Annotated in this window: 23 protein-coding genes; 19 read left to right on the top strand and 4 right to left on the bottom strand. The window is 32.5% G+C overall.

The features are described 5' to 3' along the window. Positions 1-8 precede the first annotated feature (8 nt). Positions 9-194, bottom strand: coding sequence for a 50S ribosomal protein L28 (gene rpmB / locus OCV48_RS06955; RefSeq protein ID WP_021981869.1), 186 nt, complete (start codon positions 192-194; stop codon positions 9-11). 246 nt (positions 195-440) lie between these two features. Between rpmB and OCV48_RS06960 the strand changes: the two genes are divergently transcribed. Together OCV48_RS06960 and OCV48_RS06965 are read left to right on the top strand one after the other, a co-directional pair. Next, on the top strand, positions 441-800 hold the full coding sequence (locus tag OCV48_RS06960; RefSeq protein ID WP_021981868.1) for an Asp23/Gls24 family envelope stress response protein: 360 nt from the start codon (positions 441-443) through the stop codon (positions 798-800). 17 nt (positions 801-817) lie between these two features. After that, positions 818-2,488, top strand: a complete 1,671-nt coding sequence (locus OCV48_RS06965) for a DAK2 domain-containing protein (RefSeq protein WP_147591482.1) — start codon at positions 818-820, stop codon at positions 2,486-2,488. Positions 2,489-2,679: 191 nt separating this feature from the next. Here OCV48_RS06965 and OCV48_RS06970 read toward each other — a convergent pair whose 3' ends face one another. Beyond that, the gene (locus OCV48_RS06970; protein WP_262559326.1) at positions 2,680-3,597 is read right to left on the bottom strand and encodes a GDSL-type esterase/lipase family protein; all 918 of its coding nucleotides are present in this window, start codon (positions 3,595-3,597) and stop codon (positions 2,680-2,682) included. A gap of 128 nt (positions 3,598-3,725) precedes the next feature. Here OCV48_RS06970 and recG point away from each other — a divergent pair, with 128 nt between their 5' ends. The 4 genes from recG (at position 3,726) to OCV48_RS06990 (ending at position 8,562) form a co-directional block, all read left to right on the top strand. Continuing rightward, complete coding sequence (recG, locus tag OCV48_RS06975) at positions 3,726-5,732, top strand: ATP-dependent DNA helicase RecG (protein WP_147591484.1); 2,007 nt, start codon at positions 3,726-3,728, stop codon at positions 5,730-5,732. Between the two features lie 78 nt (positions 5,733-5,810). Beyond that, entirely contained in the window at positions 5,811-6,854 is a 1,044-nt protein-coding gene (locus OCV48_RS06980; RefSeq protein WP_021981864.1) for a D-alanine--D-alanine ligase family protein, read from the top strand. Then, positions 6,844-8,253: a UDP-N-acetylmuramoyl-tripeptide--D-alanyl-D-alanine ligase gene (locus tag OCV48_RS06985; protein WP_394803244.1), complete on the top strand. Its 1,410-nt coding sequence runs from the start codon at positions 6,844-6,846 to the stop codon at positions 8,251-8,253. The genes OCV48_RS06980 and OCV48_RS06985 overlap by 11 nt, the downstream gene beginning before the upstream one ends. Positions 8,254-8,352: 99 nt before the next feature. Then, on the top strand, positions 8,353-8,562 hold the full coding sequence (locus OCV48_RS06990) for an alpha/beta-type small acid-soluble spore protein (RefSeq protein ID WP_021981862.1): 210 nt from the start codon (positions 8,353-8,355) through the stop codon (positions 8,560-8,562). A gap of 58 nt (positions 8,563-8,620) precedes the next feature. On the opposite strand, the gene OCV48_RS06995 is transcribed toward OCV48_RS06990, so the two are convergent. Next, positions 8,621-9,778, bottom strand: a complete 1,158-nt coding sequence (locus tag OCV48_RS06995) for a ribonuclease H-like domain-containing protein (protein ID WP_021981861.1) — start codon at positions 9,776-9,778, stop codon at positions 8,621-8,623. Between the two features lie 143 nt (positions 9,779-9,921). Between OCV48_RS06995 and rsxC the strand changes: the two genes are divergently transcribed. From rsxC to OCV48_RS07025, 6 genes are read left to right on the top strand one after another with little or no spacing between them, the layout of a single operon-like run. After that, positions 9,922-11,238 (top strand): electron transport complex subunit RsxC, encoded by a 1,317-nt coding sequence (rsxC, locus tag OCV48_RS07000; protein WP_147591485.1) that lies wholly within the window; start codon positions 9,922-9,924, stop codon positions 11,236-11,238. A 16-nt stretch (positions 11,239-11,254) separates the two neighbouring features. Next, positions 11,255-12,199: an RnfABCDGE type electron transport complex subunit D gene (locus tag OCV48_RS07005; RefSeq protein ID WP_147591486.1), complete on the top strand. Its 945-nt coding sequence runs from the start codon at positions 11,255-11,257 to the stop codon at positions 12,197-12,199. Beyond that, entirely contained in the window at positions 12,199-12,807 is a 609-nt protein-coding gene (locus OCV48_RS07010; protein ID WP_021981858.1) for an RnfABCDGE type electron transport complex subunit G, read from the top strand. Before OCV48_RS07005 ends, OCV48_RS07010 begins: the two co-directional genes overlap by 1 nt. Further along, entirely contained in the window at positions 12,808-13,491 is a 684-nt protein-coding gene (gene rsxE, locus OCV48_RS07015; RefSeq protein ID WP_147591487.1) for an electron transport complex subunit RsxE, read from the top strand. Positions 13,492-13,495: 4 nt separating this feature from the next. Next, a complete protein-coding gene (gene rsxA / locus OCV48_RS07020) occupies positions 13,496-14,071 on the top strand; it encodes an electron transport complex subunit RsxA (RefSeq protein ID WP_147591488.1) in 576 nt (191 codons plus the stop codon). A gap of 57 nt (positions 14,072-14,128) precedes the next feature. After that, entirely contained in the window at positions 14,129-14,917 is a 789-nt protein-coding gene (locus tag OCV48_RS07025) for an RnfABCDGE type electron transport complex subunit B (RefSeq protein WP_021981855.1), read from the top strand. Positions 14,918-15,321: 404 nt separating this feature from the next. Here OCV48_RS07025 and OCV48_RS07030 read toward each other — a convergent pair whose 3' ends face one another. Beyond that, positions 15,322-16,434 (bottom strand): FAD:protein FMN transferase, encoded by a 1,113-nt coding sequence (locus OCV48_RS07030; protein ID WP_262559330.1) that lies wholly within the window; start codon positions 16,432-16,434, stop codon positions 15,322-15,324. Between the two features lie 220 nt (positions 16,435-16,654). Here OCV48_RS07030 and OCV48_RS07035 point away from each other — a divergent pair, with 220 nt between their 5' ends. The 7 genes from OCV48_RS07035 (at position 16,655) to OCV48_RS07065 (ending at position 23,692) form a co-directional block, all read left to right on the top strand. Then, entirely contained in the window at positions 16,655-17,023 is a 369-nt protein-coding gene (locus OCV48_RS07035; RefSeq protein WP_021981853.1) for a NusG domain II-containing protein, read from the top strand. Positions 17,024-17,045: 22 nt separating this feature from the next. Further along, positions 17,046-17,558, top strand: a complete 513-nt coding sequence (locus OCV48_RS07040; RefSeq protein WP_147591489.1) for a Gx transporter family protein — start codon at positions 17,046-17,048, stop codon at positions 17,556-17,558. 26 nt (positions 17,559-17,584) lie between these two features. Then, on the top strand, positions 17,585-18,193 hold the full coding sequence (gene ruvA, locus OCV48_RS07045; protein ID WP_021981851.1) for a Holliday junction branch migration protein RuvA: 609 nt from the start codon (positions 17,585-17,587) through the stop codon (positions 18,191-18,193). A gap of 34 nt (positions 18,194-18,227) precedes the next feature. Then, on the top strand, positions 18,228-19,235 hold the full coding sequence (gene ruvB, locus OCV48_RS07050) for a Holliday junction branch migration DNA helicase RuvB (protein WP_021981850.1): 1,008 nt from the start codon (positions 18,228-18,230) through the stop codon (positions 19,233-19,235). Positions 19,236-19,312: 77 nt separating this feature from the next. After that, positions 19,313-19,771, top strand: coding sequence for a cell division protein ZapA (gene zapA / locus OCV48_RS07055; RefSeq protein WP_021981849.1), 459 nt, complete (start codon positions 19,313-19,315; stop codon positions 19,769-19,771). Positions 19,772-20,002: 231 nt separating this feature from the next. After that, positions 20,003-22,192, top strand: coding sequence for a U32 family peptidase (locus OCV48_RS07060; protein ID WP_021981848.1), 2,190 nt, complete (start codon positions 20,003-20,005; stop codon positions 22,190-22,192). An 81-nt stretch (positions 22,193-22,273) separates the two neighbouring features. Continuing rightward, entirely contained in the window at positions 22,274-23,692 is a 1,419-nt protein-coding gene (locus tag OCV48_RS07065; RefSeq protein ID WP_147591491.1) for an FtsW/RodA/SpoVE family cell cycle protein, read from the top strand. The last annotated feature ends 8 nt before the right edge of the window (positions 23,693-23,700 follow it).

A 23,700-nucleotide genomic window follows, 5' to 3' on the forward strand; every position in this document is an offset into this window, starting at 1 on the left:
TCAAATAATTAAGCTCTTTCAACAAAGCCTGATTTTAAGCATGAAGTACAAACATACATCTTTTTAGCTGCTCCGTTAAGGTTAACCTTTACAGATTTAACGTTTGATTTCCACATTTTACTTGTTTTTCTATTTGAGTGACTAACTGCGTTTCCGAAGTGAGCACCTTTATTACAAATTTCACATTTTGCCATTCCTAAGCACCTCCTTAAGCGTACATTTGGTCTTTTAGACCTAACACGAATGATATTTTAACAGATTAGCAATAAATATGCAAGCATTTTTTGAATTTTGTACTTTATTTTTTGAAAAAAGATGATATAATATCACCATAACATTAAATTAGGTTTTTACGCATATTTGCAATTTCCTAATTTATACTTGATTGTTATTAAATTCATTTTCATACATTTTATGCATGTATGAGGAACGGAGGAAGTATGAAAGGTAAATTAAATTCCAATCTTGGAGATGTTTATATTGATAACGCAGTTATTGCTAAATGTGCAGGTACAATTGCAATAGAGTGTTTTGGTATCGTTGGGATGGCAACTGTCAGTGTAGCTGATGGTATTGTTAAATTAGTTAAACGTGAAAATCTTGCTAAAGGAATTAATGTAGAAGTAGATGAAGATAATAATCTTACTATTGATTTTCATGTAATAGTTGCATATGGAGTCAGTATTTCAGCAGTTGCTGATAATCTTGTGTCAAATGTAAAATATCAGGTAGAAGAAATTACCGGCCTTTCCGTTAAGAAGATTAATATCTTTGTAGAAGGCGTACGTGTAATAGACTAATCTTAAGGAGGATTTTAATTGTGGTAACAAGTATAGATGGAAAGACTTTGCAGAAAATGTTTTTAGCAGGTGCTAAGAATCTTGAAGCAAAGAAAGAATGGATTAATGAGTTAAATGTATTCCCTGTTCCAGATGGTGATACAGGAACGAATATGACATTAACGATAATGTCTGCTGCAAAAGAAGTTAGCGGAATAGATAATCCAACAATGGAGACATTAGCTAAGGCTATTTCTTCGGGTTCCTTAAGAGGTGCGCGTGGTAACTCAGGTGTTATTCTTTCACAGCTTTTCAGAGGATTTACAAAAGAGATTAAAGCTTTTGAAACTATTGATGCAGTAGTTTTGGCAAATGCATGTGAACGTGCAGTTGAGACAGCATATAAAGCCGTTATGAAGCCTAAGGAGGGAACAATCCTTACAGTTGCAAAAGGTATGGCTGAAAAAGCAAAAGAAGTTGTTCTTGAAACAGATGACCTTGAATATATGATTGATGAGATAATCAAACATGGTGATTATGTACTCAGCCAGACACCAGAGATGCTTCCAGTATTAAAACAGGCAGGTGTTGTTGATTCAGGTGGACAGGGACTTATGCAGGTTATAAAAGGTGCATATGATGCATTTATGGGTAAGGAAATTGACTTATCTACTATAGAGGGTACACCTGCAAAAGCAGCAGCAACAAATGAAGTTCCTGAAACTTATGATATTAAGTACGGATATTGTACTGAATTCATTATTATGCTTGAGAAAGAGTATAATATGGAGAAAGAACACGAGTTCAAAGCATATTTAGAGTCAATTGGTGATTCTATTGTTTTAGTTTCTGATGATGACATTGTAAAGGTTCATGTACATACCAATGATCCTGGTCTTGCAATTCAGAAAGCTTTAACATTTGGTTCTTTAACTAAGATGAAAATTGATAATATGCGCGAAGAACATCAGGAAAAATTAATCAAAGATGCCGAGAAATTAGCAGCTAAACAGAAAGATGAAGAAGTCAAGAAGGCAGACGAACCAAGAAAACCAGTTGGATTTATAGCAGTTTCAATTGGTGAGGGAATGAATGAGATTCTTTCAGGACTTGGAGTTGATGAGATTATCGAGGGCGGTCAGACCATGAACCCAAGCACAGAAGATGTTCTTAATGCGATTGATAAGGTAAATGCAGATACAATATTTGTATTACCTAATAATAAGAATATTATACTTGCTGCAGAACAGGCAAGAAATTTAACAGAAGACAAGGAAATTATAGTTATCCCATCTAAGACAGTTCCACAGGGTATTACAGCTATTATTAACTATGTTCAGGATACTGATTCTAAGACAAATGCTGAAAAAATGATTGAAGAGATGTCTAAGGTTAAGACTGGTTCAGTAACTTATGCTGTAAGAGATACTGTAATTGATGATAAAGAGATCAAAGAAAATGACATAATGGGTATTGGTGATAATGGTATTATTTCTGTAGGTACAGATTTATTTAAGACTACAGTTGATATGGTATCTAATTTGGTAGATGACGATTCGGAGATAATAAGCATTTACTATGGTGCAGATGTAGATGAAGAAGCAGCTAATGAGCTTAGCGAGAAAATCGAAAGTCTGTATCCGGATGTTGAAGTCGATTTGAATTGTGGCGGACAGCCAATATATTATTATATTATTTCAGTAGAATAAGATTATGATAATTGGATAACTTGAATTTAAAATAAATAATATAAAATAAACAGAGGTCATATATTTTAATTTTCTAAAAATAGAGAAAATATAATATATGACCTTTTAATTTAGAATTATAGAGAACTATACAGACTAGAAATATACGACAAAGTGTGTTGGTTAAAACAGAACTATAGAATAGAAATTATTTACTGAGTAATGAGTCTATATAAATATTTCTTATAATAGTCACTGGTAAAATGTATTCCATCTGTTGTAGATTCAGATTTAAGAAAACCATTTTCATCAATGAAATAACTGTTTAAATCTATGTATGTGGTATCTGTCTCTGAACACATATTTCGAATCTTATTATTAAATAAATCGATTCGTTCATTATTTTCTGATTCGTTATTAACTTTTGCATCAGAAGAGATATGAAAAATTGCCATTATATTAATATGTGATTCGGGACTGATTTCTTTGATTTTATTAATTAATACTTTATATTTTTCTATAAATGTATCTTCATATTTCCAACCTAATTCATTATAACCAATGGATAAGTATATATTATCATATTTATATTTGCTTATGGCTTCATATAGTCCCAGATTCTCTCCGTTAATGAAGAATGTATCTTCTGTAAGCTTATCAATGGTGATTCCGACATCACAACAAAATGATGCGAATTTAGATGCTCCGGTGAACCTTCTGATGCCATCAGTTCTTGAATCACCGACAAATAATGAGTTATTGAGATGTTTAGAAACATTATCATCAGCCAAAACATTATCAAGATTAGAATAATTATCATCAGCTAAATAATTACTATCAGAACCATTGGAACTAATATCAGTTTTATTGCCGGAATTTGTATTTCTATTATTAACAGGATTAGTAGAATTAACATTATCAGAGCTATCTAAATCTGAATTATTATTAGAATTATTTGCATCTGGATTAGAAGTGTTATTTATTATATTACCATTGATGGGGTTAGAATTATTCTCAAATCTAACCAGACGGTTATCTGGAATATTTAATCTGATTATTATTACAATCAGAAATATTACAGCTATAAATAATAAAAATATTGTCAGTAATAATTTTTTTCCATTATTCAATGTTATATCTTACCTTTCGCATAAATTAAATACGTGATATAATGGCACAAAGATAACAAGTGATGTGAAATCATTGTGTATGTTACTATTATATAATTGCAATGATAAGAATGCAAGGAGGATTCTTAATGGAATTAACAAAAATAAAGGGTGTAGGTGAGAAAACTGTTGCACTTTTAAATAAATTAGGAATTAATGATTCGGATGAGTTGCTAAGGTACTATCCTAGAAATTATGATATATATGAGAAACCGATATTGATTGAGGATATAGATAATAAATTAATCGTTGCCATAGATGGTGTGGTCACTAAGAATATAGAGATAAAACATATGAAGAATCTTACCGTGGTTACGACAAATATTAAAGATGCTAATAATAAAATGATTAAAGTAACATGGTTTAATATGCCTTTTCTGAGGTCAACAATAAAATATTCGATGAGATTTATATTCAGAGGCAGAATTAACAGAGTAAATGGTATTCCTGTAATGGAGCAGCCTGAGATATTTACTATGGCGAAATATGAAGAGAAGCTTAATTCGATGCAGCCACTTTATGGACTTACTAAAGGCATTACAAATAACCAGATTTCAAAGATTATAAATAATCTTTTAGAGGTTAAAACTATAACAGATTATTTATCTGATGATTACAAGGCAAAGTATGATTTGTGTGATATGGATTATGCAATCAGAAATATACATTTTCCAAAAGATTTTGAATGTATGGCAGCAGCTAGAAAACGTCTTGTATTTGATGAATTTTTTGCGTTTATATATAAGATGAAGATGTTAAAGGCAAAAGAGATTCAGGTAGTAAACCAATATATAATTAATAATTTTCAGATGTCAGACAGTATCATTGAAAAGCTGCCATATAGCCTTACATCTGCACAGAGAAAAGTAATTAATGAAATACGAAGTGACATTTCAGGGGAATATGTAATGCAGAGACTTATACAAGGTGATGTAGGCTCAGGTAAGACGATAGTGGCATTTTTGACGATGATTGATTTTGCAGCGGCAGGTTTACAGTCAGTAATTATGGCACCGACAGAGGTGCTTGCAAGTCAACATTATGAAGATATGATTAATTTATTAGAAGAAAATGATTTGGATTACAAAGTTGTATTGCTTACAGGTTCACTTACTGCCAAGCAGAAACATATTGCCTATGATATGATTGAATCAGGTGAGGCTAGACTAATTATAGGTACACATGCAGCATTTCAGGAAAAAGTAGTCTATAATAATCTTTCACTGGTAGTTATAGACGAACAGCATAGATTTGGTGTGGTACAACGATCTTTGCTTATGGAAAAAGGATTAAAACCTCATGTGATGGTAATGAGTGCGACACCGATACCAAGAACACTTGCAATTATTCTATATGGGGATATGGATATTTCCGTTATCGATGAACTCCCCGCTAACAGACTATCGATAAAAAACTGTGTTGTAACTAAGGAATATCGCCCGAATGCATACAGATTTATTGAGAAAGAGGTACATTCAGGCAGACAGGCATATATAATATGTCCGATGGTAGAGGAAAGTGATACCTTAGAAGCTGAAAATGTAATAGATTATGCTGATAATTTATCTAAGATATTGCCGGATGATATTAAGGTTTCATATCTGCATGGTAAAATGAAGTCAGATTTGAAAAATGAAATTATCAGTAAATTCGAGAAAAATGAGATAAATGTCTTAGTATCGACAACTGTAATAGAGGTAGGAATTAATGTGCCGAATGCAACGATAATGATGGTCGAAAATGCAGAAAGGTTTGGTCTGTCTGCATTGCATCAGTTAAGAGGTCGTGTGGGACGAGGAAAATACCAGTCTTATTGTATATTTGTAAGCGCTTCGCAGAATAAAGAGAAACTTGATAAGCTAAATATTTTAAATAAATCTAATGATGGATTCTATATTGCTTCTGAGGACCTCAAACTAAGAGGACCGGGCGATTTCTTTGGAATACGCCAAAGTGGAGATATCGGTTTTGAAATTGCTGATATTTATACAGATGCTAAAATTTTAAAAAATGCCGAAAAGGCTGTGGATGAATTTATTAATGATGGATATGAATTTATTGACAAAAAAATTAATGATGATATAGTAATATATTAATTGATGAATATGATATATAGAAAGGATAAATGTACAGTCAGATTCATATGAAGATATATGATTGTACAAGGTATTTGTATGAATATAGTTGTTTTATGTGCAGGAACAAGTACAGAAAGAGAAGTATCCATTGTTACTGGTAAGATGGTGTGTGATGCACTTAGAGAAAAAGGACATAACGCAAGAGTATTAGATGTTTTCTTTGGAACATATAAAAATGATAAAGTTAATAAAGATAATTTCTTCTCAGGAGAATATGATTTAGATAGAGAAATAGAACACATTTCCTCGCTTAATAGTGAAGTTACGGAAATGAAGAGCAGTAGAAGGAGATTTTTCGGGGATAATGTACTTGATATATGTATGAGTGCAGATGTTGTATTTATGGCTCTTCATGGTGCAAACGGAGAAGATGGAAAAGTTCAGGCAACACTTGATTTATGTGGCGTTAAATATACAGGCACAGGATATTTAGGAAGTGCACTTGCAATGGATAAAGGAATGACAAAACAGTTATTTGTATACAATAATGTTCCTACACCTAAGGGAATTCTTTTATCTAAAAATGATAATAATAATTATGTGGAGAAATTAAAGAAAGCTGAAATTGCATTCCCATGCGTTGTTAAGCCTTGTTGTGGAGGCTCAAGTATCGGTGTTTCGATATCAAATAGTGAAGAAGAATTTTTAAAAGCACTAGAAGAAGCATTTTCGTTTGAAGATAATGTTGTTGTGGAAGAATATATTAAGGGCAGAGAATTCTCAATTGGTGTAATAGGTGGCAAGGCACTTCCTATTATTGAAATTATTCCTTTAGAGGGATTTTATGATTATAAGAATAAATATCAGCCTGGAATGACTAAAGATGTATGCCCGGCACAAATTAGTGCAGAATTAACTGAAAAAATGCAGGCTGAAGCAGTACATGCAAGCAAGGTTCTTAATCTGGATGCATATAGTAGAATAGATTTCTTAAGTGATGATAATGATAATATATATTGCTTAGAGGCAAATACTTTACCAGGAATGACACCAACAAGCCTTCTTCCACAGGAGGCAGCAGCTATTGGAATCAGCTTTCCTGATTTATGTGAGAAATTGATTAAAGAGAGTGATAGATAGAACACTTGGAAATGGAGTTAGTATGAGAAACCTTACATTAGAAAATGTTGCTAAAGCATGTAATGGAAGATTGTTCTGTGATTCAGAAGAATTATCTAAAAGAGAAGTGAGTGATATAGTTACGGATAATAGAAAAGTTACGAAAGATTCATTATTTGTAGCGATAAAAGGTGCACGAGTTGATGGACACAGTTTCATTAATTCAGCTTATGAAGCAGGTGCATTGTGTGTAATATCTGAACGGAAATTAGATATCGATAAACCATATATATTAGTCGAAAGCTCATTAGTTGCCATAAAAAATATTGCGAAATTCTACCGCAAGGGCTTAGATATTAAAGTTGTCGGAATAACGGGAAGTGTTGGTAAAACAAGCACTAAAGAGATGATATATTCAGTTTTATCTGAAAAATATAATGTATTAAAAACAGAAGGAAACTTTAATAATGAACTAGGACTTCCTCTCACAATTTTCAGGATAAGAGAAGAACATGAGATTGCTGTACTTGAAATGGGAATCAGTGATTTTGGCGAAATGACAAGACTTTCTGAAATTGCACAGCCTGATGTGGCTGTAATTACTAACATTGGTTTATGCCATTTAGAGAATCTCAAAACCAGAGACGGAATACTTAAAGCCAAGACAGAGATGTTTAAAAATATTTCTGAAGATGCATCAATAGTATTAAATGGTGATGACGATAAATTAAGTACAATTTCTGAATATAATGGTATAAAACCATATTTTTACGGTATTGATAATAAAGAGAGCAAAATATATGCAGACAATATCGAAAATTTTGGAATAAAAGGAATAAAATGCGATATCCACTACAAAGATTCTACTATAAATGCATTGATTAATATACCGGGTAAACATATGGTCTATAATGCACTTGCAGCCGTATGTGTCGGTAAAATATTTGGACTTAAAGATAATGAGATAGAAAGTGGAATAGAAAAATTAAAACCTGTATCAGGACGAAATAATATATTAGAATTAGATGGAATAACTGTAATAGATGACTGTTATAATGCTAATCCTGTATCAATGCGTGCAAGTATCGATGTACTTAATTATGCGACAGGCAGAAAAGTTGCAATCCTTGGTGATATGGGAGAATTAGGTGCTAATGAAGATAAAATGCATAAGGAAATCGGAGATTATATCATTAATACTGACATAGACGTAGTAGTATTAGCCGGTAAATTAATGAATAATGCATTTTTAGAGTTAGAGAAACAACATTTTGACAGAAAAATCTATTATTTTGATAAATTAGATGATTTAGTTTCTGAATTACCACGCATAATCAAAAAAGATGATACCATTTTAGTAAAGGCTTCCCATTTTATGAACTTTGTTAAAATAGTAGAGTATTTCAAAGAAAACTGGTAAGTTTAAGCAAATTACTAAAACTTACCAGTTTATATTTGAAATACCTCCACATAATATTACTGTAACATCAAAACCAGTAAAATATATGGAGGTTTAATTATGAATAACACAAGTTCAAACAAAACATCAGTACCAGAAGCAAAAAGTGCTATGAACAAATTCAAAATGGAAGTAGCAAATGAAATTGGTGTTCCTTTGTCAGATGGTTATAATGGTAATCTTACTTCCGCACAGAATGGTTCAGTAGGTGGATATATGGTTAAAAAGATGATTGAAGCACAGGAAAGAGAAATGGCTTCAAGAGGATAATTTAATCTAATCTATCTGAATTGATGTTAAGAGGGCTACCTGTTAAAGGGTAGTCCTCTCAGTGTTTACGGCTTATATTTTTGATAATGTCATTTACATAAGTATATAATTCTGATAAATTATTTGGATTATTATCAAAATTACTATTGGAATTGTCGTTAGCATTAACATTAGTAGTATTGCCGATATTATTGTTATTATTATTAATTATGTTATAAAAATCATTTATTTCAAAATAAAATTCCTTGGAATTAGACTCTTCTTTAAAAGCCGGTTTAAATATTTCCGAAAATTCTCTAGCGAAAACTCCGGTTTTCTTAGTATAGCAATTGTCTTTTTTAGCTTTGGTTCTATGTCCTTTATCCACAAACTGGGCAACTGATTTATGTATTGCCATATCTTCGTCAGGAAGATAATAATAGTCTTTATAATTTGTATAAAAATATTTAAGACATTTTTCTTCTAAAGGTATAAGAATTTTAAGTATATCATTGCCGGCACTTATATAAATATTGTCTTTTCTTATGGAAAAAGGAACTTTTAGGCGGTTATTAAGGTGGCAGTTTATTATAAGATTTTCGTTACATTCATAATCTGTAATGGTATAATCACCCTTTATAATGCTTACATATGACAAAATATCACAGATTTTTACCAGACCATATATATCATCGTAATTATGCAGGAGAAGAAGTTCTAAATAATCTTTAGTTGGTCTCTTTAAATAATCATAATAAATCTGAATCAGTCGTCCACCATCATATTCATCATCTCTTTGAATCTTAAGAAAGAGTTCTAAAGATTTCTGCTTAAGATTATCAAGTCCGAAGAAGAAACGGTAACTAAATACCTCTTTATAAATATCATATGAGATAAAATTATCAAAACTAAACTGTAATTCATAGAATTCCGCCTTGGCTTCAATAAAAGGAATATCAAAAGAATTTCCATTATAATTAATTACTACATCAAAATCTTTAATAAATGTTATAAATTCTGAAATAATTTCCTGTTCAGAATGTCCGTCATCATCAAACCATTGTATTGATTTAAGAGAATGATTATCGTAGTATACGACACCTATTAAATATATCGTATTTTTTAATCTGCTAAAACCTGTGGTTTCAATATCGAAAAAGCATATTCTTTTATTACCAAAATGTTGTTGTATATCATATAATATTTTTATTTGGGATGTATCTTTTCTCGTAATCATATTAAGTCTCCATTTCTGACACTTTAATACATATAAAATATCATATATTAAATTTGCTAACAAGATGTATTTTAAAGTTGTATTTTATGCTAAATTATATTAAAATTATATAATGATTTAAAACTAGAAAAGAGGGATTTCAAATGTCGTTATTAACGTTCAAAGGTGGTATTCATCCTTACGAGGGCAAAGAATTGTCAAAGGATAAAGCCATTGTTGAATATTTTCCAAAGGGCGATGTAGCCATATCTATGTCACAGCATATAGGAGCACCTGCAAAGCCTGTTGTAAATGTGGGGGATTATGTACTGACAGGGCAACTGATAGGCGAGGCATCAGGGTTTATTTCTGCAAATGTCCATTCATCAGTTTCAGGAAAAGTTAAAGCTATTGAGCCTAGAATGCTAGTAAATGGAAGTAAGGCTACTTGTATAATTATAGAAAATGATGGCAAGTTCGATGAAGTTGAATTCGAAAAGCCAAAGAGTTTAGAAGAATTAAGCAAGGAAGAGATAGTAGAACTTGTTAAAAAAGCAGGTATCGTAGGTATGGGTGGTGCAGGATTCCCCACTAATGTTAAGTTATCTCCGAAAGAACCTGATAAAATTGACTATGTTATAGTAAATGGTGCAGAATGTGAGCCATATCTTACATCGGATTATCGAAGACTTATAGAAGAACCAGAGGTTGTCATAGTTGGCCTTAAGGTTATGCTTAAATTATTTGACAATGCTAAGGGAATTATTGCTGTAGAAGATAATAAACTTGATGCAATAGCTAAATTAAAAGAACTTGTTAAGTCAGAAGATAGAATAGAGATTAAGACCTTGTATACAAAATATCCTCAAGGGGCAGAAAGAATGTTAATCAACGCAGTAACCGGAAGAAAGATTAATTCATCAATGCTTCCGGCTGATGCTGGATGTGTAGTTGATAATGTCGATACAGTATTTGCCATAAAATCTGCCGTAATTGATGGCAGACCGCTTATTAAGAGGGTTATAACAGTTACCGGTGATGCGATTAATGAACCACATAACTTCTTAGTAAGAACAGGTACAAATCACAGTGAATTAATAGATGCGGCAGGCGGCTTTAAAGAAGAACCAGAGAAGATTATTTCAGGCGGTCCTATGATGGGAATGGCTATAAGTACAATAGATGTTCCGGTAACTAAGACTTCTTCAGCATTATTATGCTACGTAAAAGATCCGTTGTCCAAAGTAAAAGAGACAAATTGTATAAATTGTGGCAGATGTGTAAGTGTCTGTCCAGGCAGGATTATTCCTACAAGACTGGCTGAATTCTCTGAACGCGGAGATATGGAGAACTTTGTTAAATATAATGGATTAGAATGCTGCGAATGTGGCTGCTGCTCTTATATATGTCCTGCTAAGAGAAATCTTACCCAGGCAATAAAGAGTATGCGTAAACAGGTATTGGCAAGTAAGAAAAAATAGAACAGAGGTGTTAAACTTGAAAGAAATGCTTAATGTATCATCAAATCCCCATGTCAGGGACAATACAACGACATCGGGAATAATGCTTGACGTATTAATTGCATTAATACCTGCAAGCATGTTTGGTATTTTTAATTTTGGCTACAGGGCATTAGCAGTAATAGTAGTTACTGTTTTAGCTGCAGTGGCTACAGAAGCGATTTATGAGAAAGCAATGAAACGAAAACTAACAATAGGTGATTTAAGTGCTGCCGTAACAGGACTTTTACTTGCACTTAATTTACCATCTACAATCCCTTTATGGATAGCTGCATTAGGTGCAATATTTGCAATATTGGTTATAAAGCAGTTATTTGGAGGTCTTGGACAGAACTTTATGAATCCGGCTCTTGGTGCAAGATGCTTTTTATTACTTTCATTTACGGGACAAATGACTAAGTTCACACTTGACGGAGTGACAACAGCTACACCACTTTACAATATTAAAAATGGTGGAAGTTATGATGTATTAAAGATGTTTATCGGAAATACTGCAGGTACTATTGGAGAGACATCCACACTAGCGATACTTATCGGTGCATGTTATCTTTTGGTAAAACGTATTATTGATTTTAAGATACCTGTATTTTATATTGGTACATTTACTATATTTGCAATGATTTATACAGTCTGTCATGGTGGTCTGGATATGCAATTTGTGGCAGCACAGTTATGTGGCGGAGGACTTATGTTAGGTGCATGGTTTATGGCAACTGACTATGTAACTTCACCGATTACTCCAAAGGGTAAAATAGTCTACGGAATCTGTCTTGGTCTTTTGACAGGAGCATTCAGATTACTTGCTACGGCAAATGCAGCACCTGAAGGAGTATCGTATGCAATTATATTCTGTAATCTGTTAGTTCCATTGATTGAAAAAGCTACATTTCCTAAAGCATTTGGAAAGGAGGCTTCAAAATAATGAAAGAAATTATGTTAAATTCTCTTAAATTATTCCTGATTACATTGATTGCAGGTCTGCTTCTCGGAACGGTGTATGAGATAACTAAGGAGCCGAGAAAGAAGCAGGAAGAGAAAACTAAGCAGACAGCATATGAAAAGGTATTTGAGGCAGCAGATTCATTTGAAGAGATGGATTATGATAAGAAAGAATTAGAGACATATATCTCTGATAATGGATATAAACCATCAATCGCTTATATTGACGGAATAGTTAAGGCATTAGATGGCGACAAAAATGTTGTCGGATACGTAATTACCGTAACAGATAAAGAAGGTTATGGCGGAAATATCCAGTTTACAATAGGCATTCAGAGTGATGGTACAATTAACGGAGTATCATTTTTATCTATTGAAGAAACTGCAGGTGTTGGTATGAAAGCAAAAGAGAATAAATTCAAGAGCCAGTTCGAGGGCAGAAAAGTTGATTCTTTTGAATATACCAAGAATGGAGCAACTGCTGATAATCAGATAGATGCAATCAGCGGAGCTACAATTACGACTAATGCAGTAACTAACGGAGTAAATACCGGAATTTTAGCATACAAATTTGTGATGGAGGCGAATTAAATGAATAAATGTTTAGAACGTCTATATAATGGAATTATAAAAGAAAATCCTACATTTGTTCTTATGTTAGGTATGTGTCCTACGCTTGCTGTTACATCATCATTACAGAACGGCTTTGGAATGGGTATGACAACCATGGTGGTTTTAACAGCATCGAATGCAATAATAGCTTTACTTAGAAATGTTATTCCTGATAAAGTCAGAATGCCTGCATTTATTGTTATTGTTGCGAGTTTTGTTACGATAGTACAGTTCTTATTACAGGCGTATCTGCCTGCACTTAATACATCATTAGGAATATATATTCCTTTAATAGTTGTTAACTGCATTATCTTAGGAAGAGCTGAAGCATATGCTTCTAAGAATCCTGTATTGCCATCAATATTTGACGGAATAGGAATGGGACTCGGATTTACATTTGGATTATCTTGTCTTGGCTTTTTCAGGGAATTAATCGGCTCAGGAACGATCTTAGGCAACAGGGTTATTCCGGAAAATTATAATATAAAGATAATAGCTTTAGCACCGGGAGCATTCTTCGTTCTTGCAACATTAGTTGCTATCCAGAATAAAATAAGAATTGCCCATGGAAAGAAACCAAAAGAAATGAAATGTTGTTCAGACTGTTCAAATTGTAATAAGCAATGTGATGACAGGACTGACGAAGTAGTAAAGGAGGCTTAATCACATGAAATCATTACTTATAATTGCCATTGCGGCAGCACTTGTAAACAATGTTGTATTAAGTCAGTTCTTAGGACTATGTCCATTCTTAGGAGTTTCTAAAAAAGTCAAAACTGCCGGAGGAATGGGTGCAGCGGTAATATTTGTAATCACTATATCATCATTGCTTACAAGTATTATTTATAAATGCATTTTAGTACCATCGAAGATGACCTACTTAAATACAATCGTATTTATATTAGTTATAGCTGCATTAGTACAGTTCGTGGAAATGGTACTTAAGAAATTAAGTCCCTCACTATACGAGGCACTTGGTGTATATCTGCCACTGATTACAACTAACTGTGCAGTTTTAGGTGTTGCATTATTAAATGTACAGAATAGTTATGGAATACTTGAAAGTGTTATAAATGGTTTTGGAACTGCCGTAGGTTTTACGGTTTCCATTGTTATTATGGCAGGAATCAGAGAAAAAATAGAATATAACGATGTATCGCCGGCATTAAAAGGAATGCCTATTGTACTTATAACAGCAGGACTTATGGCGATAGCTTTCTCTGGTTTTTCCGGTTTGTTATAATTATAATAAAAGATTCTGGCACAATGACACCTGAATTAAGATTGAGAGGAATTTCAAATGAACATAACAGGAATAATAATTGCCACCTGTCTAGTAGGCGGCACAGGATTAATAATTGGATTACTTCTTGGCTTTGCAGGCAAGGCTTTTGAAGTAAAAACAGATGAAAAAGAAATAGCAATAAGAGAAGCACTTCCGGGTAATAACTGTGGTGGCTGCGGATATGCAGGCTGTGATGCTCTGGCTAAAGCAATTGCTAATGGCGAAGCTATAGCATCGGCCTGTCCTGTAGGTGGTGCTATAGTCGCTGCAAAGATTGCTGAAATAATAGGCAGTGAAGTTGAAGTTACTAAAAATGTAGCATTTGTAAAATGTAGTGGAACCTGTGAGAAAGCAGGTAATAAGTTCAATTATTATGGTAACGAAGACTGTAAACAGGCTGCACTTTCAACAGGTGGCGGACCAAAGGCGTGTACATTTGGCTGTATGGGTTTTGGTTCGTGCGTTAAAGTCTGTGAATTCGATGCTATACATATAGAAAATGGTATAGCAGTAGTTGACAGAGAAAAATGCGTTGCCTGTGGTAAATGCGTAAAAGAATGTCCAAAACATCTTATAGAATTAGTTCCATATGATAGTAAATGCTTCGTTGCCTGTAACTCTAATGATAAAGGTAAAGACGTTAAAGCAGTCTGTCAGGCCGGCTGTATAGGCTGTAAATTATGTGAAAGAAATTGTGAATTCGATGCAATTCATGTAGAAAATAATCTGGCACATATAGATTATTCGAAATGTACTAACTGCGGAAAATGTAAAGAAAAATGCCCGGTTAAAATTATCAGATAAAACTTCGGACTGGTGGCTTTCTAAAATTATCATTGTAAACAAATTGCTTATATAATTATTGGCACTTTTATAAGAATTACGAATTTGTCGATATATGTTTTTGACTCTTATGATTATTTGTATTCATTCAACAGCCAGACATTAAATCGAGTTGTTCGTCTATGACATACACACGATTTACTCCTACTAGGTTAAGAAATTATGAGTGCGTATGCCATAGTCGTACAACTCAACTTAAATGTCTGTCTGGTGAATGTACACAAACCCTGAGTCAAAAACACACATCTGACAAATTTACGTAATTCTTATATATGTTCCAAAATTATATAAGCAATTTTGTTATACATTGGCAATTTACTTGAAAGCCACCAGTCCGAAGTTTTAGTTATTAATTAAGGACGGCATTATTCTTTACTTTTCAGCGTTAGTACATTATCTTTAAGCTTTAAGCCGGATGACAGATGAAGTTTATAATCCTTATCTATAAAAACTGCCTCAACACCATTGGTATTTTCTATTAAGTTCATTCCGTCTTCAAGACCAAGAAGATAAGCAGAGGTGCTAAGTCCATCTCCATCTGTAGAACTTTTAGAAATGATAGTTACTGCAAGCAGATTGTTTTCTTCAGGATAGCCTGATGAAGTGTTTAGTATATGATGATAGAGCTTATCATTTTCATAGAAATAACGTTCATATATGCCCGAAGTAATAATAGATAAATCATTGGCATTTACAATGGCGATGACATCATCATCTGAACCGAAAGGTTTCTGCAGACCTATATTATAATTCGAATTATCAGGTTTGCTTCCAATAAGTAGAATATTTCCACCAAGGTTAATAATGCCTTTGGGAATGTTCTGCTTTTTTAAATATTCTTTTAGTTTGTCGGCGATATATCCCTTTGCAATTCCACCAAGATCTAGTTTTGCTTCTGAATCTCTTAATAAGACTTCATTTCCGTTGATAGAGATATTGTTATAATCTATATGTGTAATAATATTTTCTATGGAAGCATTGTCTGGAACTTTTGGAGAATCTCCGGAGAAATTCCATAGTTCACTTAGATAACCAATGGTAATATCAAATTTTCCACTTGAAATGTCACCATAATGAATACCGGTTTTTATTAATTCAATAGTTTCATCGCTTACTGTTGTATATCTGCCTGATTTTGAATTGGCATTTATTTTGGAAACATCACTTGATTCTATGGTATTACTGAATATCTTTTCGTATTTATCACATATTTTAAAACATTCTTTAAGAGTTGTTTCATTTGCATTATAAAGGGTTATGGTAACTGCTGTATCAAAATAAAATCCGGTGTCGCTTACTGAAGATTTCCTGTCACTGCAGCCTGTAAGAGAAATCATGCATGTAAAGAGTGAGATAATTAGTGTAAATATTGTAAAATGTTTTGTGAAATTGCCAATGTTATTAAAATTATTTGAATTATTTGATTCATCAGGTTTAAAAGTTTTTATAATTAATTTAGATTTCTTACTAGTATTCAAAAGTACAATTCCTTTCTGCTTAGTTATCTGTGCTCATAATAATTCGCTCAGAAATGTAGATTATTATGAGTATTTTATATCAATGGCAGGCATAATACAACCATTAGAATTTATAATTGTATGTGACAAACAAAAATATTTGACAGATACTTGATGATATTCATAATAAATGTTAAAATTATGATTGTTTATGAATCAATATAGAAATGCAGAGTGATATATGAAAATATTAAAAAAGGATATAGTAATAATTGGTGTAATTATAGTAATTGCCACATGTTTTCTGATTTATAATTCTGTAAATGCGAGAAAAGGAACAGGCGTGGAGATAACAGTTTCAGGAAAGTTATATAAGACATTTCCAATCGATAAAGACGGAGTGTATGAGATAACGAATGGCAATGAGCATAATACATTGGTTATTAAAAATGGAAAAGTTAATATTTCAGAGGCAACCTGTAAGAATCAGGTGTGCGTAAAACATAAATCAATTTCTAAAGCTAATGAAACAATCATTTGCGTTCCAAACAAAATAGTAGTGAAAATTGTAAGTGATTCTGAAAATGAATTAGATGGAGTTGCAAAATAAGATATAATAATAAAATATAATTATGAAAAATTTGAAACAATTAAATAAATCAGAAAGTGTTGCATATATTGGACTTTTCAGTGCATTTGCAATAATAATAAGTTATATTGAAGCATTGATTCCGATAAATATCGGGATACCGGGAATTAAGTTAGGACTGCCTAATATAGTCATTGTGTTAGCAATTTATCTTATTGACAACAAGGCAGGGATAATCATTAACATTATAAGAGTACTTGTAGTTGGAATATTATTTGGAAATGCATTTTCGATAATTTTTTCAATGGCTGGTGCTTTAGTAAGCTACGTTGTAATGATTCTTATTAAGAAAATTAAAAATATGAGCATGTTAGGAGTAAGTGTGTGTGGCGGAGTTACACATAATGTTGCACAGCTTATTATGGCAGCTTTTGTTGCAGATACTTACAGCGTCAGTTATTATATGCCATTTATGATTATAGGAGGACTTATAACAGGCGTAATCATCGGAATTATTGCAATGCTTATCTATAACAGGTGCAGAAACATTAATTAGAACAGAAATATCAGGAGAAAAAGATAATGATTTCATTTATAAAAGGAACAGTAGTTGATATCGAGGAATCAAAGATAATATTAGAATGTAATGGTATCGGATATAATATTTTTGTACCATCATCACTAGTAAATTCGATTGGTAAAACGGGAAAAGACTTAAAAGTATTTACATATCTGGCTGTACGTGAAGATAGTATGACATTATTTGGTTTTTTATTAAAAGAAGAATTAGATATTTTTAAACAGATAATCGGTGTAAGTGGAATAGGTCCAAAGGGAGCACTTGGAATATTATCAACACTTACAATAGATGAACTTAAGATTGCAATTATGGCAGATGATTCTAAGACAATTGCCAAAGCACCAGGAATTGGAGGCAAAACTGCTTCAAAACTTATTCTTGAATTAAGAGATAAGATAGATTTTGACAATCCTTTTGGAATATCTGGAGATATGGAAGAAGACACAGATTATAATAGTGATTCTGGAGTACAAAATGATGCAATGGATGCACTTATTGCACTTGGTTATTCATCATCACAGGCTTTATCTGCAATTAAAAAGGCATATGCATCGAAAACAGATATTGGAAATACAAGTGAGCTTATCAAGATTGCATTAAAAAATATATAGACAATGAAAAGCGTACGGAAAGGCATGAAGAAAAGTGAGTAATACTTCGAAAAAGAGAATTATTAATACTGAATTAGAAAAAGAGGAAATTGCATTAGAGAATAATTTACGTCCACAGCTTTTAGATGATTATATCGGACAGACAAAAGCTAAAGAGAATTTGAAAATATTTATAAATGCAGCTAAGAGGCGAGGAGAATCTTTAGACCATACTCTTCTATATGGACCACCGGGACTTGGTAAGACTACCTTAGCAGGAATTATTGCAAATGAGATGAATGTTAATCTTAAAATCACATCGGGACCTGCAATTGAGAAACCGGGAGATATTGCGGCAATACTTAATAACTTAAGTGAGGGTGATGTTCTGTTTATTGATGAAATTCACAGACTAAACCGTCAGGTTGAAGAAGTATTATATCCAGCAATGGAAGATTATGCCATAGATATTATGATTGGAAAGGGTGCTTCGGCACGTTCTATCAGAATAGATTTACCAAGATTTACATTAGTTGGTGCTACAACAAGGGCAGGTATGCTTACAGCACCTTTAAGAGACAGATTCGGCCTTATTAACAAGTTAGAATTCTATTCGCCTGATGAGTTATTTATGATTATAAAACGTTCTGCAAATGTATTAAAAGTGGATATTGATGACGAAGGTGCAATGGAGCTTGCGAGACGTTCAAGAGGTACACCAAGACTTGCAAACAGACTATTAAAACGTGTCAGAGATTATGCTGAAGTTAAATATGATGGAATAATTGACGGAGAAGTTGCTAATAAAGCACTTGATATGTTAGAAGTTGATACTTTAGGACTTGATAATGCAGATAGAAATATTTTGCTTACAATTATTGAGAAATTTGCAGGTGGTCCAGTCGGTTTAGAGACACTAGCAGCATCAATTGGTGAAGATACAGGTACACTTGAAGACGTGTACGAACCATATTTGTTGCAAAATGGACTTATAAATCGTACACCGAGAGGAAGAATGGTAACACAGGCAGCATATGACCATTTAGGACTTAGCTATAATTAATACTTGTAATTTACCCATAATAAGGTATAATTAACTAAGCAATATAAGATATGAAAACAGAAGGGAGAGAACAATAAATGTCCTCAAAAAACAATACTGAAGTAATAATAGACGGCAAAATATTTACACTTAGTGGATACGAAAGCGAGGAGTATTTACAGAAAGTTGCTGCTTATATTAATAATAAGATAAGTGAGTTTAAGCAAGATGAAGCCTATAAGAGGCAGAATATTGATGTTCAGAAAGCCCTTCTTGATTTGAATATTGCAGATGATTATTTCAAGGCGAAAAAGCAGGCTGATACATTAGAAACAGAATTAGAGAATAAAGATAAACAACTGTATGAGATTAAACACGAATTGATAGCTGCACAGATTAAGATTGAGACAGGCGAAAAAGAGTCAGAAGATTTAAAGAAGCAGTTAAGTGAACTTCAGAAAGATGTTATAAGATTAGAGACAAGAATTCAGGAAATGAAAGAAGTTCAGCCTAAGAGAACATCATCTGCCAAGAAAGATAAAACAGAACTTAATTAATTTATTATAGCCGGACAGTTATGGAATAGGTGAGAATTCCTTGTGTTCGGCTAAATATTTTATTCTTAATGATGCATAATAGATAACAGTGTGAAAAATGCAGATTGATAACTGATTTTTCGCACAGCTAAATGTGTCGCAGACACCACAAATAGCAGCTATCGCAGAGCCAAATCTGACATTTGGCTTGTGATTCTTACGACACTTTGTGTCTGTGAAATGGAGAATGGTATGAAAAATAATATAGAAATTTTAGCTCCGGCAGGGTCACTAGATACCTTGTATGCAGGGATAAATGCAGGAGCTGATGCAATATATATCGGTGGAACTAAATTCGGTGCAAGAGCCTATGCTGACAATCCGGACGAATATAATTTACTACAGGCAATAGATTATGTCCATTTTAATAACAGGAAAATATATCTGACAGTTAATACGCTTATAAAGAATAACGAGATAGAAGAACAGCTCTATGACTATATTTATCCTTTATACAAACAGGGATTAGATGCGGTAATTGTACAGGACTTAGGTGTTTTTGAATTTATAAGGAATAATTTTAGAGACTTAGATATACATGCAAGCACACAGATGGCTGTTTCAGGAGTTGAAAGTGCTAAGCTGCTAAAGAAAATGGGTGCAAGCAGGGTTGTAACTGCCAGAGAATTATCACTTATGGAACTTAATAATATTCATAATAATGTGGATATTGAAATTGAGAGTTTTATACATGGCGCAATGTGTTACAGTTATTCAGGAATGTGTCTCTTTAGCAGTATGATTGGTGGCAGGAGCGGAAACAGGGGAAGATGTGCAGGGCCTTGCAGACAGCCATATGAAGTATATATGGGCAGAAAACGTATTAATAACGAAAACAATCTGTATGCATTAAGCCTTAGGGATATGAACACGTTAGAGATAATACCTGAGATTATAGATTCTGGAGTATTTTCATTAAAGATTGAGGGAAGAATGAAAAGCCCTGAATATTGTGCGGGAGTTGTATCAATATATCGTAAATATGTAGACTTATTCTTTGAAAAAGGTAAGGATAACTATAGAATTGATAAAAACGATATGAGAAATTTATCAGATTTATATAGTAGAAGTGGTTCGACAACAGGTTATTATAAGACACATAATTCCAGAAATATGATTTCTCTTCAGAAACCAGCATATAAGACTGAAAATATGGATTTTATAAATGAAATTAATTCTAGATACTGTAATGGCAGAAGATACAAAAATGTTAATGCAGACATTAAATTAAAATCCGGCAAAAATGCAATATTGACAATTTATACAGATGATATGTCTGTAACTGAAACAGGTAATAAGGTTGATGATGCACTTAACAGACCAATTGATAAAGAAAATGTAATAAAGCAGTTAAATAAGACAGGTGAATCTTTACTTAAATTTCAAAAAATAAACATAGAAATGGACGATAATATATTTATACCTGTTAAACAACTTAATGAATTAAGAAGAAGTACTGTTACAAAATTTGAAGAGGAATTCTTAGCCGGATATAGAAAAAATATAGATAATTACAATTGTGATTGCGCAGGCAACTATAAGGAGAAAGTCACAGATAAACCGGACATTAAAGATGTTAATACTAATATTATCTGTATGATTTATTCTAATGAGCAGTTATCAGCAGTTTTAGAACAGCCTGAAATTAAAGATATATATGTGTGTACAGATATGTTAGATACAGATGAATGTATAGAGGCTGTAAATAAGGTTAGTGATAATGGTAAATCACCTTATATTGTTCTTCCTGCCGTATTCAGACAGAAAGATAAGGCATATATAGATAATCTTTTAAAAAAAATATCTGGTAGAATATCAGGTGTTGTGATTAAAAATATAGATGAATTAGGTTATGCAGATGAGAAATTAATAGAAAATATTTATATAGATAATTCACTATATTCATTTAATGACTATGCCTATGAATATTTTAAAAAAATGAAGGCTAAGAGGATAACACTTCCTTTTGAATTGAATTATAAGGAACTTAGAAGGCTTGCAAAAGAAGACAATGAATTAGTGGTCTATGGTAAGATTCCTCTTATGATAACGGCTAATTGCATTAATAACACATTTAGTGGTTGTGACAGAAAGGCCAAAGATGTTGAGATAAAAGACAGACTTGGAATTAATTTCAATGTATTTAACTGTTGTAATTTCTGTTATAATATTATTTTTAATAATGTACCACTTTCTCTTTTAGACAGGCAAAATAAGATAAAATGTATTAATACTGCTAATTTAAGGCTTAATTTTACAACTGAAGACTATAAGCAGACTAAATACATTCTTGAAAAATACGTAAAAGTATTTTATTATAATGAGTATTCAGATGAAATTAAAGAATTTACCCGCGGCCATTTTAATCGCGGAGTTGAATAACCAGATTAAGATACCTGAATGTTTTGAACAGAACATTTGATATATTAATCCATATAAGAATGACAATGGAGAAAATCAGATATGAATAATTTATTTATTGGAATCTCAAAATACCTGTTTATAATTTTAATGGCATTTTTTGTATTCTTTAGTTTTATTGTTTTGGCAGACAATAAGAAACGTTCGCATAAAGCAGCTTTATTTATACAGACAATGATGATGTTTATATTACATCTGGCAGCATATATAGTTATTTTTATTAATACTGAGAATAATACAATGATTATATTCTATGGTGCACAGGTAATCTTTTTAGTAATATTTAGGGGATTACATGATGTGTTTTATGAGAAAGATTATAACAAAGGTCTTCTAAATGATGTATGTATGTTTTTATGTATAAGTTTTATAATGCTTACAAGACTTGATTATTCGAAAGCTATTAAGCAGTTTCTTATCGTATGCGTGGCATCAGTAGTGGCAATTATAATTCCTGTTATTATTAAGAAATACAAAAATATTGTAAATCTTACATACGTATATTGTTTTGCAGGGGTGGCATTTTTAGCAATAGTATTAGTTATAGGACAGATTACGGGTGGTGCAAAATTGTCAGTCTCATTAGCAGGCTTTTCATTCCAGCCATCGGAATTCGTTAAGATTTTATATGTATTTTTCATAGCAGCACTTCTTAATAAAAGCACAAGCTTCTTAAGAGTATGTCTATCGGCAATATTTGCAGGACTACATGTTATAATTTTAGTTTTATCAACAGATTTAGGTAGTGCACTTATATTCTTTATTGTATATGTTGTGATGATATATGTTGCAACGTGTAAAATCAGATATTTATTTGCTGGAGGAATTGGCGGCTGTGCAGCAGCATTAGTTGCTTATAAATTATTTTCGCATATAAGAATAAGAGTAGCAGCATATTTAAATCCATGGGCATTCATAGAGACAGGTGGATATCAGGTGGCACAGTCATTATTTGCAATAGGGACAGGTGGATTCTTAGGACTTGGATTATATAAAGGTCTGCCTAAATCAGTTCCGCTTGTAGAACAGGACTTTATGTTTTCAGCCATATCAGAAGAGTTAGGCGGCTTCTTTGGAATATGCCTTATCTTCTTATATATGTCATGTTTTATATGTATGATAAAGATTGCAATGAAACAGGAAGTTTTATTCTATAAACTTGTGGGAGTTGGTTTAGCAGTTACATATGCAGTACAGACAATTCTTACAATCGGTGGTGCGATTAAATTCATTCCGTCAACAGGTGTTACATTACCGCTCATAAGTTATGGTGGAAGTTCAGTTCTTTGCACAATGATTATGTTCGCTATATTCCAGGGACTTGTAGTACATGCGGAATATGAAGAAAAACAGACATCAGAAAGGATGATGACAGAAGATTTTAAATTTGTGGGTGATACGGAATCACTTAAGGCAGTTAAGAAATCGAGCAGGAACAAGAAAAAGAAGAGAAATATGTAGAAAAATAT

The sequence above is a fragment of the Bovifimicola ammoniilytica genome (assembly GCF_025567085.1).
GTDB classification, from domain to species: domain Bacteria; phylum Bacillota; class Clostridia; order Lachnospirales; family Lachnospiraceae; genus Bovifimicola; species Bovifimicola ammoniilytica.

What these genes read in the sequence shown, in the direction of transcription:
- rpmB (WP_021981869.1), bottom strand. Translation starts at nt 194, where the DNA reads ATGGCAAAATGTGAAATTTGTAATAAAGGTGCTCACTTCGGAAACGCA.
- OCV48_RS06960 (WP_021981868.1), top strand. Translation starts at nt 441, where the DNA reads ATGAAAGGTAAATTAAATTCCAATCTTGGAGATGTTTATATTGATAAC.
- recG (WP_147591484.1), top strand. Translation starts at nt 3,726, where the DNA reads ATGGAATTAACAAAAATAAAGGGTGTAGGTGAGAAAACTGTTGCACTT.
- OCV48_RS06980 (WP_021981864.1), top strand. Translation starts at nt 5,811, where the DNA reads ATGAATATAGTTGTTTTATGTGCAGGAACAAGTACAGAAAGAGAAGTA.
- OCV48_RS06990 (WP_021981862.1), top strand. Translation starts at nt 8,353, where the DNA reads ATGAATAACACAAGTTCAAACAAAACATCAGTACCAGAAGCAAAAAGT.
- OCV48_RS06995 (WP_021981861.1), bottom strand. Translation starts at nt 9,778, where the DNA reads ATGATTACGAGAAAAGATACATCCCAAATAAAAATATTATATGATATA.
- rsxC (WP_147591485.1), top strand. Translation starts at nt 9,922, where the DNA reads ATGTCGTTATTAACGTTCAAAGGTGGTATTCATCCTTACGAGGGCAAA.
- OCV48_RS07010 (WP_021981858.1), top strand. Translation starts at nt 12,199, where the DNA reads ATGAAAGAAATTATGTTAAATTCTCTTAAATTATTCCTGATTACATTG.
- rsxE (WP_147591487.1), top strand. Translation starts at nt 12,808, where the DNA reads ATGAATAAATGTTTAGAACGTCTATATAATGGAATTATAAAAGAAAAT.
- rsxA (WP_147591488.1), top strand. Translation starts at nt 13,496, where the DNA reads ATGAAATCATTACTTATAATTGCCATTGCGGCAGCACTTGTAAACAAT.
- OCV48_RS07025 (WP_021981855.1), top strand. Translation starts at nt 14,129, where the DNA reads ATGAACATAACAGGAATAATAATTGCCACCTGTCTAGTAGGCGGCACA.
- OCV48_RS07035 (WP_021981853.1), top strand. Translation starts at nt 16,655, where the DNA reads ATGAAAATATTAAAAAAGGATATAGTAATAATTGGTGTAATTATAGTA.
- OCV48_RS07040 (WP_147591489.1), top strand. Translation starts at nt 17,046, where the DNA reads ATGAAAAATTTGAAACAATTAAATAAATCAGAAAGTGTTGCATATATT.
- ruvA (WP_021981851.1), top strand. Translation starts at nt 17,585, where the DNA reads ATGATTTCATTTATAAAAGGAACAGTAGTTGATATCGAGGAATCAAAG.
- zapA (WP_021981849.1), top strand. Translation starts at nt 19,313, where the DNA reads ATGTCCTCAAAAAACAATACTGAAGTAATAATAGACGGCAAAATATTT.
- OCV48_RS07060 (WP_021981848.1), top strand. Translation starts at nt 20,003, where the DNA reads ATGAAAAATAATATAGAAATTTTAGCTCCGGCAGGGTCACTAGATACC.
- OCV48_RS07065 (WP_147591491.1), top strand. Translation starts at nt 22,274, where the DNA reads ATGAATAATTTATTTATTGGAATCTCAAAATACCTGTTTATAATTTTA.